At 71.1% G+C, this 14,131-nt stretch carries 12 protein-coding genes; 6 read left to right on the top strand and 6 right to left on the bottom strand.

Features of this window, described 5'->3' with window-relative positions:
• Positions 1 to 13: 13 nt before the first annotated feature.
• A complete protein-coding gene (locus Asera_RS11300; RefSeq protein WP_030449336.1) occupies positions 14 to 718 on the bottom strand; it encodes a TetR/AcrR family transcriptional regulator in 705 nt (234 codons plus the stop codon).
• Between the two features lie 151 nt (positions 719 to 869).
• Between Asera_RS11300 and Asera_RS11295 the strand changes: the two genes are divergently transcribed.
• The 3 genes from Asera_RS11295 (at position 870) to Asera_RS11285 (ending at position 3,628) form a co-directional block, all read left to right on the top strand.
• Positions 870 to 2,336, top strand: a complete 1,467-nt coding sequence (locus Asera_RS11295) for an MFS transporter (RefSeq protein ID WP_030449335.1) — start codon at positions 870 to 872, stop codon at positions 2,334 to 2,336.
• Positions 2,337 to 2,489: 153 nt separating this feature from the next.
• The gene (locus tag Asera_RS11290) at positions 2,490 to 2,996 is read left to right on the top strand and encodes a helix-turn-helix domain-containing protein (RefSeq protein ID WP_051802962.1); all 507 of its coding nucleotides are present in this window, start codon (positions 2,490 to 2,492) and stop codon (positions 2,994 to 2,996) included.
• Between the two features lie 44 nt (positions 2,997 to 3,040).
• Complete coding sequence (locus Asera_RS11285) at positions 3,041 to 3,628, top strand: PIN domain-containing protein (protein ID WP_030449333.1); 588 nt, start codon at positions 3,041 to 3,043, stop codon at positions 3,626 to 3,628.
• Positions 3,629 to 3,751: 123 nt separating this feature from the next.
• Here Asera_RS11285 and Asera_RS11280 read toward each other — a convergent pair whose 3' ends face one another.
• From Asera_RS11280 to Asera_RS11260, 5 genes are all read right to left on the bottom strand, one after another.
• The gene (locus tag Asera_RS11280; RefSeq protein WP_030449332.1) at positions 3,752 to 6,025 is read right to left on the bottom strand and encodes a hypothetical protein; all 2,274 of its coding nucleotides are present in this window, start codon (positions 6,023 to 6,025) and stop codon (positions 3,752 to 3,754) included.
• A 47-nt stretch (positions 6,026 to 6,072) separates the two neighbouring features.
• A complete protein-coding gene (locus Asera_RS11275; RefSeq protein ID WP_030449331.1) occupies positions 6,073 to 6,990 on the bottom strand; it encodes a Gfo/Idh/MocA family protein in 918 nt (305 codons plus the stop codon).
• Positions 6,987 to 7,829, bottom strand: coding sequence for a carbohydrate ABC transporter permease (locus tag Asera_RS11270; RefSeq protein WP_211255781.1), 843 nt, complete (start codon positions 7,827 to 7,829; stop codon positions 6,987 to 6,989). Before Asera_RS11270 ends, Asera_RS11275 begins: the two co-directional genes overlap by 4 nt.
• 3 nt (positions 7,830 to 7,832) lie before the next feature.
• The gene (locus tag Asera_RS11265) at positions 7,833 to 8,762 is read right to left on the bottom strand and encodes a carbohydrate ABC transporter permease (protein ID WP_030449329.1); all 930 of its coding nucleotides are present in this window, start codon (positions 8,760 to 8,762) and stop codon (positions 7,833 to 7,835) included.
• Positions 8,763 to 8,858: 96 nt separating this feature from the next.
• Positions 8,859 to 10,124 (bottom strand): ABC transporter substrate-binding protein, encoded by a 1,266-nt coding sequence (locus Asera_RS11260; protein WP_030449328.1) that lies wholly within the window; start codon positions 10,122 to 10,124, stop codon positions 8,859 to 8,861.
• Positions 10,125 to 10,478: 354 nt separating this feature from the next.
• On the opposite strand from Asera_RS11260, the gene Asera_RS11255 reads away from it, so the two are divergent.
• Genes Asera_RS11255 through Asera_RS11245 form a run of 3 tightly spaced genes read left to right on the top strand, consistent with a single transcriptional unit; the run spans position 10,479 to position 13,869 of the window.
• Positions 10,479 to 11,498 (top strand): NAD-dependent epimerase/dehydratase family protein, encoded by a 1,020-nt coding sequence (locus Asera_RS11255; protein ID WP_030449327.1) that lies wholly within the window; start codon positions 10,479 to 10,481, stop codon positions 11,496 to 11,498.
• Complete coding sequence (locus Asera_RS11250) at positions 11,498 to 12,586, top strand: dihydrodipicolinate synthase family protein (protein WP_211255780.1); 1,089 nt, start codon at positions 11,498 to 11,500, stop codon at positions 12,584 to 12,586. The genes Asera_RS11255 and Asera_RS11250 overlap by 1 nt, the downstream gene beginning before the upstream one ends.
• A 20-nt stretch (positions 12,587 to 12,606) precedes the next feature.
• Positions 12,607 to 13,869 carry a helix-turn-helix domain-containing protein gene (locus Asera_RS11245; RefSeq protein ID WP_051802960.1) on the top strand — a complete coding sequence of 421 codons (1,263 nt, stop codon included), beginning with the start codon at positions 12,607 to 12,609 and terminating at the stop codon, positions 13,867 to 13,869.
• Positions 13,870 to 14,131: the final 262 nt, after the last annotated feature.

Below are 14,131 nucleotides of genomic sequence, written 5' to 3'. Positions count from 1 at the left end.
ACGGTCCGCGGCCTCACGGCAGGTACTTGGCGACGCCGTCCAGGATCATGTCGAGGCCCTGCTCGAACCGCTCGTCCGAGCCGCCGGACACCAGCGCGTCGACCATCGCCACGGTGTTCGGGAACCGTTCCGGCGGCAGCGTCCGCAGGTACTCGGCGGCCTGCTCGAAGTAGGCGTGCGCCTGCTCCTCGGTCTTCCAGCCCTTGGCGTAGTAGTACGCACCCTCCAGCACGTCGGCGGTCACATACAGGGCGAGCCGGTCGACCGCCCAGGCGACGATCTGGTCGGGCAGCCCGGCGCCGCGCAGGATCGCCAGGTACGCCTCGGTGACGCGCATGCTGTTCGGCGCGAACGGGAACCCGGTCATCGCCACCCGGGCCAGATCCCGGTGCCGGCGCAGCGCGTCCCGGCCGGCCCGCGCGATCCGCCGCGCCCCCTGCTGCCAGTCGGACTCCCGCACCGCGCGCTCGGCGTCCTCCACGGTCTCACCGACCACCGAGTCCAGCATCAGTTCGTACAGTTCGTCCTTGTTCGCGACGTGCGCGTAGAGCGACGCCGGTCCGGTACCGAGCTCCTGCGCCACCCGCCGCATCGAGACGGCGTCCAGCCCCTCCGCATCGAGCACCCGGGTCGCGGCGGCGACGATCGCGTCCTGGCTCAGCGGCTGGCGTACCGGCCGCTTGCCGGTGCGCCACGGCGGTGCCGGAATCTCGGTCATGCACCCTCCTCGCGCCGCGAACGTCGTCGGCGTGTCCCTCCGCACAGTGACGCCGCCACCATACCAGTTGACGCGATCACCATTCGCGCCGTAGAACGGTACTCGACTTACGAACACTGTTCGTTCCACGATCGATGTACGGGAGCCTTCCATGGCCACAACCGAGACCGGCAGCGCGACCAACACCCCGGCCCGCACCGCGGCACCACCCGGATATCGCTGGCGCTGGCTCGGCCTCGCCGTCGTGCTGTGCGCCGAGGTGATGGACCTGCTGGACAGCACGATCACCACCATCGCGGCGCCGGGCATCGCGCACCGGCTCGGCGGCGGTACCACGTTCATGCAGTGGCTCGGCGCCGCCTACACGCTGGCGTTCGCGCTCGGCCTGATCACCGGCGGCCGGCTCGGCGACCTGTACGGGCGGCGCCGGATGTACCTGCTCGGCGCGATCGGGTTCACCGCCGCGTCCGTCGCATGTGGACTGTCGACCGGGCCGGCGATGCTGATCGCCTGCCGCGCCGCGCAGGGCGCGTTCGGCGCGATCCTGATCCCGCAGGGGCTCGGGCTGCTCAAGGACATGTTCGGCCCGAAGGACCAGGCGAAGGCGTTCGGTGCGTTCGGCCCGGTGATGGGGCTGTCCGCGGTCGGCGGGCCGATCCTCGCCGGGGTGCTGCTCGGCGCGAACCTGTTCGGTACCGGCTGGCGGTCGATCTTCCTGATCAACCTGCCGATCGGGCTCGCCGGCATCGTCGGCGCGGTGCTGTTCCTGCCGTCGGTGCGGCCCACCCGCGGCCAGCGGCTCGACCCGGTCGGCATGCTGCTCGTCGGCTCCGGCCTCGTCGCCCTGCTGTACCCGCTGGTGCAGGGGCGGGAGCTGGGCTGGCCGTGGTGGAGCTTCGCGCTGCTCGCGCTCGGCGCCGCGCTGCTCGCGGTGTTCGCAGCCCACCAGGTACGACGCAGCCGCGCCGGCCGGGATCCGCTGGTGCTGCCGGCGCTGTTCCGGCGGCGCTCGTTCACCGGCGGGCTGGTGCTGGGCATCGTGTTCTTCACCGCGGTGATGGGCGTGACCCTGTCGTTCGCCCTCTACCTGCAGCTGGGGCTGGGCTACAGCCCGCTGCGGGCCAGCCTGACCAGCGCGCCGAACGCGCTGGGCATCGTGGTCGGCAGCATCGTCGGCGGCGCCGTCGCCGGCCGGCTCGGCCGCCGCATCCTGCACCTCGGCGTGCTGGTCATCGCCGCCGGCCTCGCCGCCCTGACCGCACTGCTCACCCTGGTCGGCGCCGGCGATCTGGCCTGGTGGCACTTCGCGCCGGCGCTGCTGGTCCTCGGCTTCGGCCTGGGCACCGTCTTCGCGCCGCTGTTCACCTTCGTGCTCGGCGACGTGTCCGGCGACCACGTCGGCGCCGGCGCCGGCCTGCTGAACGCGGTACAGCAGGTCGCCACCGCCACCGGTACCGCGGTGATCGGCTCGCTGTTCTTCGGCCTCGCCGGGTCGCACCCCGACGCCGCCGCCTGGACCGCCGCGCTGCGCACCACGATCCCGGTCGCCATCGTCCTGCTCGCCGTCACCTTCGCCCTGGCCTACCTCCTCCCCCACCACGCGTCCGACCAGGGGTAACGGCAGCCCAGACCGCGCCGACAGGTCGCCGCCCAGGATCGAGACCCGACGGCCGACCCACACCGGCGACACCTCGCCGCCACGAGGATGCTCTTCCCTCGTTTGACCGGACAGGTGGTTGCGTTTCTTTCGAATTTAGGTGAGGCTGAGGCTATGACCACGACGGCAGCAAGAGTGATGGACGAGCAGACGATCCTGCCAGAGGCCACCGATCACGCGACCGTTGTCAACCTGCTCCAGGTACTTCGCCAGCGTGGGGCAGAGGTTCCAGAAGCACACGCCAAACTCATCGGCGCAGACGGGACTGCCATCGAGCTGCCGCCCCGCCTGCACGAAGTCTTGGTCAATGCGGTGGAGGCGTTGGCCAACGGGTACGCGATCACCATCGCACCTCAACACACCACACTCACGACGCAGCAGGCCGCCGATTTCCTCGGCGTCTCGCGCCCAACCCTGACGAAGATGCTTGAAGCAGGGAAGATCCCCTTCGAGAAGCCCAACATGCACCGCCGCGTCAAGCTCGCGGACTTGATCGACTACCAGCAACGGCGGCGTAGCGAGAGGCGGAGCGCCCTGAGGCAGTTGACCCAGGACAGCATCGACATGGGGCTCTACGATGCCCCGTTGCCATCAGTTGAACGGCCAGATAACACGGAGTGATCCGCTTCCAGCAGAACGCCCCGTAGGACGAATAACCTACCTGAGTGCCTTTCTCCGCCCTGCTAGACGCGAACGTCCTGATTCCTAGCTGCCTCCGCGACACGCTCTTGCGCATCGCGGAGGCAGGTTTGTATCGACCACTGTGGTCTGCCAGCATCCTGGACGAAACCAGACGTCACATCCTCGAACTCGCACCGACTGCCACCGAGTCCAGCATCGACCACATGTTCCGGTGCATGAACGCCGCATTCGACGATGCCCTCGTCGAGGGCTACGAGCCGATCGTGAACAGCATGGAGAACAACGCGAAAGACCGACACGTACTGGCGGCGGCGGTGGTTGGGCGCGCGGACGTGATCGTCAGCGACGATCGGAACGGTTTCCCAACATCGGCGTGCGCCCCCCTCCACATCGAGTGCCTGGACCCGGATGACTTTCTTCTGCATCAGTTCGATCTGGCGCCGCAAACGGTGACATCGGTCATTCGAGAGCAGAGCGCCGACACCGGCAAGGCGGGCAAACCCGCGATCCCGGTACCCGAGCTTCTCCAGAATCTCGCCAAGTGCGGTGCGCCGGCCTTCGCTCACCGAGTGGCCGGTAAGTGCCCAGACACGCCAGCGCATCGGCGGTAGGCGACCTGCAGACGAGCGATCGGCGTCGTGTCCAGGAAATGCGCGCCGGAAACGAGAAGGCACGCCGATCACCACCGCGTGGTGGCACCGGCGGGCGGGCAGCTCGCCGATGCCACCAGGGGATCAGTCCACTGTGGATCGACCGGCGGCGGAGACGATCGCGTCGCCCTGGTCGTCGGTGACGGATCCGTTGCGTACCAGCGTGTCCACCGCCTTGGTGACGGCGGAGACGTAGCTGCCGTGGCTGGGCCAGTGCGCGGTCGGGTCGGGCAGCCGGTCGGTGAGGGTGCAGCCGTCGCCGACGAACCGGTTGGGTACGCCGCTGTCCACTTCGCCGGCCCAGACCGTGCCGCGCAGGTCGGAGTTCGGGCAGGCGTCGGCGGGCGGGGTGAAGGCGGCGAGATGGGTGCGGTCGACGCTGCCTTCCGGCTGCAGCAGCGTGTACATCGTGCCGTCGGCGGCCGGCGCCAGCCGCAGCAGCCCGCTCGAGCGCAGTACCTGCGCGGTGCCGGCGAGCGAGTCGACCACGAACAGCCGGCCGCCGGACACCCCGTACAGCATGCCGTCGCGCCAGACCAGCGCGCCGTCCTGGGCGCCGGTACCGCCGGTGAACACCGGAATGCGGCGGACCACAGCGTGCGTGTCCGGGTCGAACCCGAAAACGGTGCCGTCGGCGAGACCCCACAGGTCGTGATCGGGCCCGACGGTCAGTGCGGTGATGCTCTCTGCGCCCGGTACCGGGGTGTACTCGGCGGTCCTGGTGCCGGTCGCCGGGTCGTAGCGGAACAGCTTCGCCTCGGTGGCCTTGGGCTCGGTGCCCTGGCCGCCGTCGATGCTGGAGCCGCCCCACACCACGTCGCCGACCGGCAGCAGCGACGCCACGGTCTGGTCGGGCACGATGTCGCGGTGCACGGCGAGGTCGCCGGTGTCCAGGTCGTAGACGCTCAGCGCCCCGCCGTACACGCCGTAGCCCGGGGTGGTGCCGACGTAGACCTGCCGCCCGTGCGGTACCACCGCCACCGGGCGGTTCTGCTCGTCGCTGTCGACCAGGGCGAACAGCGTGCGCGGGTTGTCGGCGCCGGCCGGCGCGTGCGGATCCCACACCGACAGCTGGCCGTACGGGTAGATGCCGAAGTAGACCTTGCCGTCGTCGCCCCAGGCCCAGTCCTCGACCTGGCCCAGCCGCGGCGCGGCGGTCGTCTTCCCGGTCGCCGGGTCGTACGCGCCGGCCGAGCCGTTCAGGAACGCGTCCACCAGCACGGTGCCGTCGGTCGGGTCCGGCAGCACGTTCATCAGCGGCACCGGCACGTACCGCAGCGGCGAGGACCACTGGGTCAGCCCCTTGGTGGCCGGGTCGAACCGGAACGTGCCGGCGGAGTAGTTGCCGGCCAGGCCGTACAGGGCGGGGCCGGTCGGGTCGTCGACCCAGCCGTACCCGATGCCCGCGCCGCGGGTGACCCGCACGCCGCTGTCGGTCAGCGTGTCGGTGGCCAGGTCGTACCGGATCAGGTGCAGGGTGCTGGTGGTGAACCAGACGCCGCCGTCCCGCGCCGGCGAGACGCCCCGCCCGGACAGCGGGAACTCGCGCACCGAGGTACCGGACGGGTCGGTGAAGTGCACCTGCTGGCCGGTCTTCGCGTCGAACACCACGAGCTGCCCGTGGTCGTTGCCGAACACCCGGCCGCCCGCGTAGCTCAGGTCGGAGAACTCGGTGCCGGTGAGATCGTCCGGGGTCAGCTCGGTCACCGCACCGGAGTCGACGTCGATGCGCAGCAGCCGCGCCTTCGGCGTCGCCAGCCCGACGAACAGCGCCCGGTCGTCCGGGTCGTACGCGGCGGAGCGGGCGTACTGCTGCACGTCGTCCAGCGAGCCGTAGTCGGTGACCTTGCCGTCCGCCGGGTCGTAGCGGAACGCGTGCGCGTGCGGGTAGGTGCCGCCGTACACGGTGCCGTCGTCGCCGGCGGTCAGCCCGTAGAGGAACTGTTCGCCGGGAATCGGCTGGCCGAGATTGGCGACCGTGCCGTCGGCCGGGGTGTACCGGTAGAGGTGCGCGTTGGAGTAGCTGCCGACGTAGACGCTGCCGTCGGTGGCGACGGTGATCGCCCACGCGCCGGCCGCGCCGGGCAGCGGGATCGCCCGCTTCAACGTCCGGCTGTGCACGTCGACGACGTTGAGTTCGGCGTTCTCGCCGGCCGGCACCGCGTAGATGACGTCGGAGCCGTCCGGCTCGTGGCCGACCGCGCCCTGCATCACCGTCAGCGAGGTGAGCGGGGTACCGAGGTCCTGCACCGGATCGGTGCCGCCGGCCGGTGCGGCGGGCGCGGCGTGTGCGGCGCCCGCGAGCAGGAGCGGCGCGAGCAGGGTGAGTACGAGGGGGACGAGGCGGAGTCTTCGCACGGTGATCCCTTCTCGGAAGCATGGCTCCGCCCAGCGGCGGAGCCGCATCAGGGCTGTGCTGCGTTCCGGGGCGGTGCTGTGTTCCGGGGCGGCACCGGATCCGGGGTCCGTACCGGAGTGGATGCCGTACCGGATCCCGGCGCTGCCAGGTGGTGCGCGACCGGGGCGAGGAACCGGACCGGTCGCAGCAGGTCGTCGAGCCGCACCGGTGGGGTCCCGGTACGGACCATCGCGAAGAACGCGTCCAGGCCCGGATGCAGGTAGTCCGGGCCCAGTTCCAGTGCGGTACCGACGACCTCCGCAGCGCCGGTCACCTGCACGTGGAACGGCACCGGCTGCTCGGCCGGCGCGACGAACTGGACGGTCACCGCGGTACCGCCGACGACCGCGTGGGCGACGACGATCCCGTCGCCCGTCGCCACCTGCACCGGCCCGATCTCGCCGGGCGCGAGCAGCAGCGCCAGCTCGACCGGATGGGTGCCGTAGAAGTGGATCCCGGCGTACGGGCTGGCCGGGTCGGCCGGGCCGGTGGTCACCACCGCGCGCGGCTCGGGCCGGGTCACGGTGGCGAGGGCCGGATGCCAGCGCAGCGCCGAGTACGAGGTGAGCGGCGCACCGTGCCGCCGCGCGGCGGCGAGCATCGCCTCGCCGTCCGCGAGATCGGCCGCGAACGGCTTGTCCACCAGCGTCGGCAGCCCGGCGGTCAGGAACGGCAGCGCCTGCCCGGCGTGCCGGCGCGCGTCCCGGTCGGCGATCACCACCGCGTCGACCAGCCCGAGCAGCTCCTCCGGCGCCCCGACGACCCGGTCGATGCCCAGGTCGCGTACCTGCTCGTCCGGTGTGGCCGGGGCGACCGCGACCACCCGGGCGGGGCCGGCGCGGTGCTCGGCATTGCAGTACCGCACGAGGTGGTCGACGTGCGAGCTCTCGGTCCCGACGAGACCGATCCGCACGGCGGCGCTCACTTCAGCCCGCTCATCGTCACGCCGCGCACGAAGTACCGCTGCAGCAGCACGTAGACGAGCAGGATCGGCAGGAACGTCAGCACCGCGCCGGCCATCGTCACCGTCAACGACGAGTCCTGCGCCTGCAGGCTGTTGAGGCCGACGGTGAGCACGTAGTGGTCCGGCGAGCGGGTGGCGACCAGCGGCCAGAGGAAGTCGTTCCAGTGCCACAGGAACACGAACACGCCGAGCGTGGCGAGGATCGGCTTGGTCTGCGGCAGCACGATCTGCCAGAACAACCGGATCTCACCGGCACCGTCGATCCGGGCCGCCTCGATCAGCTCGTCCGGGATGCCCATGATGAACTGCCGCATCAGGAACAGCGCCTGGGTGTTCGCCAGCGTCGGCACGATCAGGCCCCACAGCGTGTCCAGCCCGTCCATCCGGGAGATCAGGATGAACTGCGGGATCAGCGTCAGATGGTAGGGCACCATGAGCGTGGCGAGCAGCGTCCAGAACATCGCGTTGCGGCCGAAGAACCGCTTCTTCGCGAACGCGTACGCGGCGAACGACGCGAACACGAGCACCAGCACGACGCTGAGCACCGAGTACGCGGCGGTGTTGAGCATCCAGCGCACCACCTGCGCGTGCGCCAGCACGTCGGCGTACGCGCCGAAGTTGACGTGGAACGGCAGCAGCGCGTCCGGCAGCGACAGCGACTGCCCCTTGCGCAGCGACAGCACGATCATCACGTAGAACGGGAAGATCGTCGCGACCGCGACGATCGCCAGCGGCAGGTGCGCCCACAGCCGCCGCCTGTTGCGGCGCGGCTTCCGGGCGACTCGCTCCACAGTGGACACCGGTCAGTCCTCCCGGAACAGGCGCCGCTGCACGAGCGACACGACGAGGGTGATGGCGAACAGCACCACGCCGGCGGCGCTGGCGTAACCGAAGTCGAAGTAGTGGAAGCCCTGGTCGTACACGAAGAACACCAGCGAGTAGCTGGATCGCACCGGGCCGCCACCGGTCATCACGTAGATGACGTCGAAGACCTGGAACGACTGCACGATCTCCAGGATCACCACGAAGAACATCGCCGGCTTGAGCTGCGGCAGGGTGATGTGCCAGAACCTCTGCCAGGCCGAGGCACCGTCGAGCATCGCCGCCTCGGTGTACTCCTTCGGGATCGCGAGCAGCCCGGCCAGCAGGATCAGCATGTCGTAGCCGAACCGGGTCCAGACGCTGAGCAGCGACAGCGACGGCAGCACCGCCGCACCCGACGACAGCCACGGCACCGGCCCGATGCCGAGCAGGCCGAACAGCCCGTTCAGCGGGCCGTGCTCGGCGTACAGCCACTGCCAGATCACGCCGCTGGTGACCAGGCTGGTGATCACCGGCAGGAAGTACAGCGCCCGGTAGACCCGGATGCCGCGGATCGAGCGGGCCGACAGCTGCGCCATCACCAGCGCCACGATCAGCGTCAGCGGCACCGCGATCACCGTGTACACCACGGTCACCCGCAGCGCGTTCCAGAACAGGTCGTCGGTGAACAGCCGCTGGAAGTTCGACAGCCCGCGCCACTCGACGATCCCGGTGATCTGGTACTTCGCCAGGCTCAGCGCCATCCCGGCGAGCGTCGGGCCGATCCGGAAGACCAGGAACAGCAGCAGGTACGGCGCGACGAACAGCAGCGCTATCCCGCTGCCCGACCGTCGCATCCGGCTCCAGCGAGACGCTCGCGCGGGCCGGCCGGTGCCGGCCGGCTCGGTGCGCGGCGCGGTCTGCGTCGTCATGTGCGCTCCTGTTCTCAGCGGCCCCGGCAGCAGGGCGTCGCGACCTCGTGCGGACGCCGCCGCCCGGAATGGTGCTCCGGGCGGCGGCGAGCCGGGTCAGCCCCGGGCGAGTTGCTTGTTCGCATCCTTCTCGGCGTCGGCGAGCGCCTGCTTGACGCTCACCTTGCCGAGCAGCGCCGCCTGCAGGTGCGGCTTGACGACGTCCATCAGCTGCCGGGGGGCCGCGGCGTTGGTGACGCCGGTCTTCATCTGGCCGAGGTACTTCTCGCTGTCGCCCACGAGCGGCTGGTCGGCCATCAGGTTGCCCTGCGAGGTACGCGGCGACGAGTAGCCGTGGTCCAGGTCGAACTGCTTGAGCTGGCTGGCCGAGCTGATCCACTGCACCCAGGCCTTCGCGGCGGCCGCGTTCTTCGACCCGGACAGCACGCTCAGCCCGCCGACCGTGCCGTACGAGACCGACTTGGTCTCCTTCAGCGGTGCGGCAACCTGCCAGTCGCTCGCCTGGTACCCGGGGCAGATGCCGACCTCGGCGGTGGAGCTGGCGAAGCCCATCGCCGCCTTGTTGGTGCACAGCACGCTCTGGTCCGGCTTCGGCGTGACGGTCAGGCTGTCCTTCGGCACGTACCCCTTGTCCACCAGGGTCTTGACGAACGTCAGCGCCTTGACCCCGGCCGGCGAGTTGAACGCCGCCTTCTTGCCGTCGGACGACAGCACGCTGCCGCCGGCCTGCCACAGCAGCGGGTAGAAGGTCTGGTTCAGGGTGGCGTCCGGGGTGGCCACGTAGTCGGTGAGGTAGAGGCCCTTCTTCTTCAGCTTGGCCCCGTCGGCGAGCGCCTCGTCCCAGGTGGCCGGCGGCGCGTCGATGCCGGCCTTGGCGAGAACCTTCTTGTTGGCGACCGTGCCCGTCTCCGACATCAGCACCGGTACGCCGTACAGCTTGCCCTGGTAGCTCATCGCGTCCAGGGCGTTCTGCCGGAAGTCCTTGTCCTTGGCGACGACGTCGGACACGTCGGCCAGCGCGCCGGTGTTGGCGTACTGCGGGACCTGGTCGGGGATCAGGTAGACCACGTCGGGGCCCTTGCCGCCGGCGATCGCGGTGGTCAGCTGCTCGTCCCGGTTCGCCCACGGCTGGACGACGACCTTGACGTTCACCTTGGAGTACTTCTTCTCGAAGGCCGCGACCCTCGACTTCCACCAGGTGTTCTCGATCTTCTCGTTGATCGGGTAGATCCACATGGTGACCGTGCCGGACACCTTGCTCGGATCGGACGGCACCTTCGCGTCCGAGCCCGAGCCGCATGCACTGGCGGTCACCGCCAGCACGCCCGCGACCAGCGCCGCGGCCATTGCCCGTACTCGCATTGCCTGCACTCCCTGTCCGTGACTCGCTGGGATGGCCGCGTCGAAGCGGGTGCCGCGGTGGTCGGCCACCGGCGCGGCCGGTAGCACCGGTGCGAGGTCTCGCAGCCGAAGACCCGCGGGCCCGAGAGGATCGACCCCTCATATCAATTACGGTCGTGCCTGAAGTCACGATGAAGATAGCCAGGCTCGGAGATGCGGTCAATACCTGCGGCAACAGTGACCGTGGAGCGGGACCCGTTGACGCGCCGTCTAGCTCCGGATACTTTCGGCGCAGCCATTATCCTGGGGATGAGCGGGCTCGGGACCGACGCCGGAACCAGCTGCCCTCCCCAGCCCGCAGTGGAGGAGATACCGATGACGGCGCTGCGCACGCTGATCGCCCGCCGGGTACACGAGCCGGACGACCGGCTCATCGAGCAGCTCGGCCGCACCGACGGCGACCTGGTCGTGCTGGGCGCCGCCGGCAAGATGGGCGTGAGCCTGGCCCGGATGGCCGCCGAGGCGTTCGAGCGGCTGCCCGGCGACCGCCGGGTGCACGCCGTGTCCCGGTTCTCCGACCAGCAGGCCCGGGCCGAGCTGGACGAGGCCGGCGTGCACACCGTCGCCGCCGACCTCACCGACGAGGTCGCCCTCGCCGGCCTGCCGGACGCGCCCAACGTGGTGTACATGGTGGGCCGCAAGTTCGGCACCGCCGCCGACGCGGCCACCACCTGGGCGCTCAACACGTACCTGCCGGGCCGGGTGGCGCAGCGCTACGCCGGCGCCAACCTCGTCGCGTTCTCCAGCGGCAACGTCTACCCGCTGGTGCCGCTGCACTCCGGCGGCGCCGACGAGACCGTCGCGGCGGACCCGGTCGGCGAGTACGCGCAGTCCTGCCTCGGGCGCGAGCGGGTGCTGACCCACCAGGCGGCGGCGACCGGCACGAAGCTCGCGATCATCCGGCTCAACTACGCCATCGACTGCCGGTACGGGGTGCTCACCGACATCGCCCGGGCGGTCCGCGCCGGCGAACCGGTGCAGCTCGGCAACGCCGCCGTCAACGTCGTCTGGCAGGGCGACGCCAACCGGTACGTGCTGAGCGCGCTGGCGCACGTGGCCACGCCGCCGCTGGTGCTCAACGTGACCGGGCCGGAAACCGCCTCGGTGCGCTGGCTCGCCACCGAGCTGGGTCGCCGGCTCGACCGCGAACCGGTCTTCGCCGGTACCGAGGCCGACACCGCGCTGCTGTCCAACGCGGCCCGCTGCTTCGGCCTGTTCGGCTACCCGTCCGTCAGCCTGGCCGAGATGCTCGACTGGACCGTGGCCTGGCTGCTGGAGGGCGGACCGCTGCTGGACAAGCCCACCCATTTCACCGAGCGCGCGGGCAAGTTCTGATGTACGACGACGAGAAGCGCAGCCGGCTGCGCGACGGCATGGTCATCCCGGCCCACCCGCTGGCGCTCACCGCCGACCTGCGGCTGGACGAGCCCCGGCAGCGCGGCCTGACCCGGTACTACCTGGGTGCGGGCGCCGGCGGCGTCGCGGTCGGCGTGCACACCACCCAGTTCGAGATCCACCACAACGGGCTGTACGAGCCGGTGCTGCGGCTGGCCGCCGAGGAGGCCGCGGCGGTGGCGCCGAACCCGGTCGGTGGCAGCCGCGCGCTGCTGGTCGCCGGGGTGCTCGGACCGACCGACCGGGCCGTCGCCGAGGCACGACTCGCCGCCGACCTCGGCTACGACCTGGCGCTGGTGGCGATGAACGGCTGGGGCGACGCGCCCGAGGCGGACATTCTCGCCGGCGTCGCCGCGGTCGCCGAGATCCTCCCGGTCTTCGGCTTCTACCTGCAGCCGACGATCGGCCGGCGCAGCTTCGGCTACGAGTTCTGGCGCCGGTACGCCGAGCTGGACGGCGTCGAGGCGATCAAGATCGCACCGTTCGACCGGTACGCGACGATCGAGGTGATCCGCGCCGTCGTCGACGCCGGCCGCGCGGACCGGATCGCGCTCTACACCGGCAACGACGACAACATCGTCGCCGACCTGCTCACCCCGTACCGGTTCGGGCCGACCACGGTGCACATCGTCGGCGGGCTGCTCGGCCAGTGGGCGGTGTGGACCCCGGCCGCGGTGGCGCTGCACGCCCAGGCCCGCGCGATCGTCCGCGCCGGTGCGCCGGTACCGCTGGAGCTGCTGGCCCGCGCCGCCCAGCTCACCGACGCGAACTCGGCGGTGTTCGACGCCGCGCACCGCTTCGCCGGCAGCATCGCCGGGGTCAACGAGGTACTCGCCCGGGACGGGTTGCTGGCCGGCAACTGGTGCCTGGCCGACGCCGAACGGCTCTCCGCCGGCCAGGCCGAGCAGATCGACCGGGTGCTCGCCGCCTACCCCGACCTGACCGGTGGCGCGGCCCGGCTCGACGACCCGAAGGCGCTGGCCACCGGGCCGACCGTGGCGGTGCGGGACGGTACGGCGGCTCCATGACATGGCACGATGCAGGCGTGATGACCAACCCCCGGTACCAGGCGGAGGTGCGGGCCACCGTCGGTGTGGTCGGTCCGCCTGACCTGGTACCGCTGGTACAGCAGGTCGCCGCCCGCGACTTCCCACAGCTGGAGCTGCACCCGCTGCCGTACCAGAACGAGTCGCAGGCGGCAGAGATCGTCGCCGACCGGCCGCCGGAGGTCGACTCCTGGCTGTTCACCGGCGCCATCCCGTACACGCTGGCGCAGCAGGCCGGGGTGCTGGACCGGCCCGCCACCTACATCACCTACAGCGGGGCCACCCTGTACCGGGTGCTCGTCGAGCTGCTGTCCTCCGGCCGCGCCGTCGACACCATCAGCATCGACACCCTGGACCGCGACCAGGTGGTGGAGGCGTTCCGGGACGCCGCACTGCCGGTCGAAGGGGTCCGGGTGATGGAGTACCGGCCGGGGCGCGACGCCGCGCAGTTCGCCGACTTCCACCGGGCCGCCGCCCGCAGCGCCGAGCGCAGCGTCGCGATCACCTGCGTCCGCTCGGTGTACGAGCAGATCCGCGGCGACATCGAGACGGTACGGCTGGCCCCGGCGATCGTGTCGGTCCGGTCCGCACTGCAGACGATCATGCTGGCCTCCGCCGGCCGGGTACACGCCGACGCCCAGGTGGTGCTCGGCTTCATCGACCTGTCCGAACCCGACCAGGAACTCGCCGACGACATCACCGCGCTCGCCGGCAGCCTGTTCACCCTGCAGGAGGGCCGGTACCTGCTGGTCACCACCCGCGGCGTGCTGGAGGGCGTGACCGGCGGCTTCCAGCGGCTGCCGCTGCTCGGGGCGCTCAGCCAGCGGCACATGTGGGCGCACGTCGGCTGCGGCGTCGGCCGCTCGGCCGCCGAGGCCGAGGCGCTGGCCCGCCGCGCCCTGGCCCGCTGCCGGGCCGCCGGACCGTTCGCCGCCGTGGTGTCGCTCGGCAACGGCGGCGACATCATGCTCGGCGGGGTCGGCCCGGCCGAGGCCGGCGACGACGAGCCGGTGCCGGTCGGGGTGGCCGCGCGCCGCTCCGGCCTGTCCAAGGCGAACCTGGACCGGCTCAAGGCCATGCTGTACGAGCGGGGTGCCGACGGGGTCACCGCGTCCGACGTGGCCGAGGCGCTCGACATCGAGCCGCGATCGGCCCGCCGTACGTTGAAGCGGTTGGAGCGGGCCGGGGTGGCGCAGCCGATCGGGCGGGTCATGGCGGGCACGACCGGGCGGCCCCCGACCATCTACCGGGTCCGCCTCGGCTGAGGGCGGTTGTCTGCCGCGTTCCGGTGCGTTCGGGCCGGCGGTGTGAAGGCCATCCCTGTTCTCCGCCTGCCCGCTCGGGGTGCTGGTGTGAAGGCCACCTCTGTACGGCTGCCGCGTGTGGCTGGTGCGGTAAAGGCCACCTCTGTTCGCCGCTTTGACCCCGCGTGGCGGAATGCGAGGAGAGGGCTTCGCCCCCTCCTCGCGCTCCTTCCCCGTCAAGGGGGTCGCCCCCTTGACCATCCCCCGCCGGGGACGCGGAGAC

This window comes from Actinocatenispora sera, from assembly GCF_018324685.1.
In the GTDB taxonomy this organism is placed as follows: Bacteria; Actinomycetota; Actinomycetes; order Mycobacteriales; family Micromonosporaceae; genus Actinocatenispora; species Actinocatenispora sera.
Note: the sequence above shows the minus strand (reverse complement) of the source record. Positions and strands in the feature narration are given on the sequence as shown.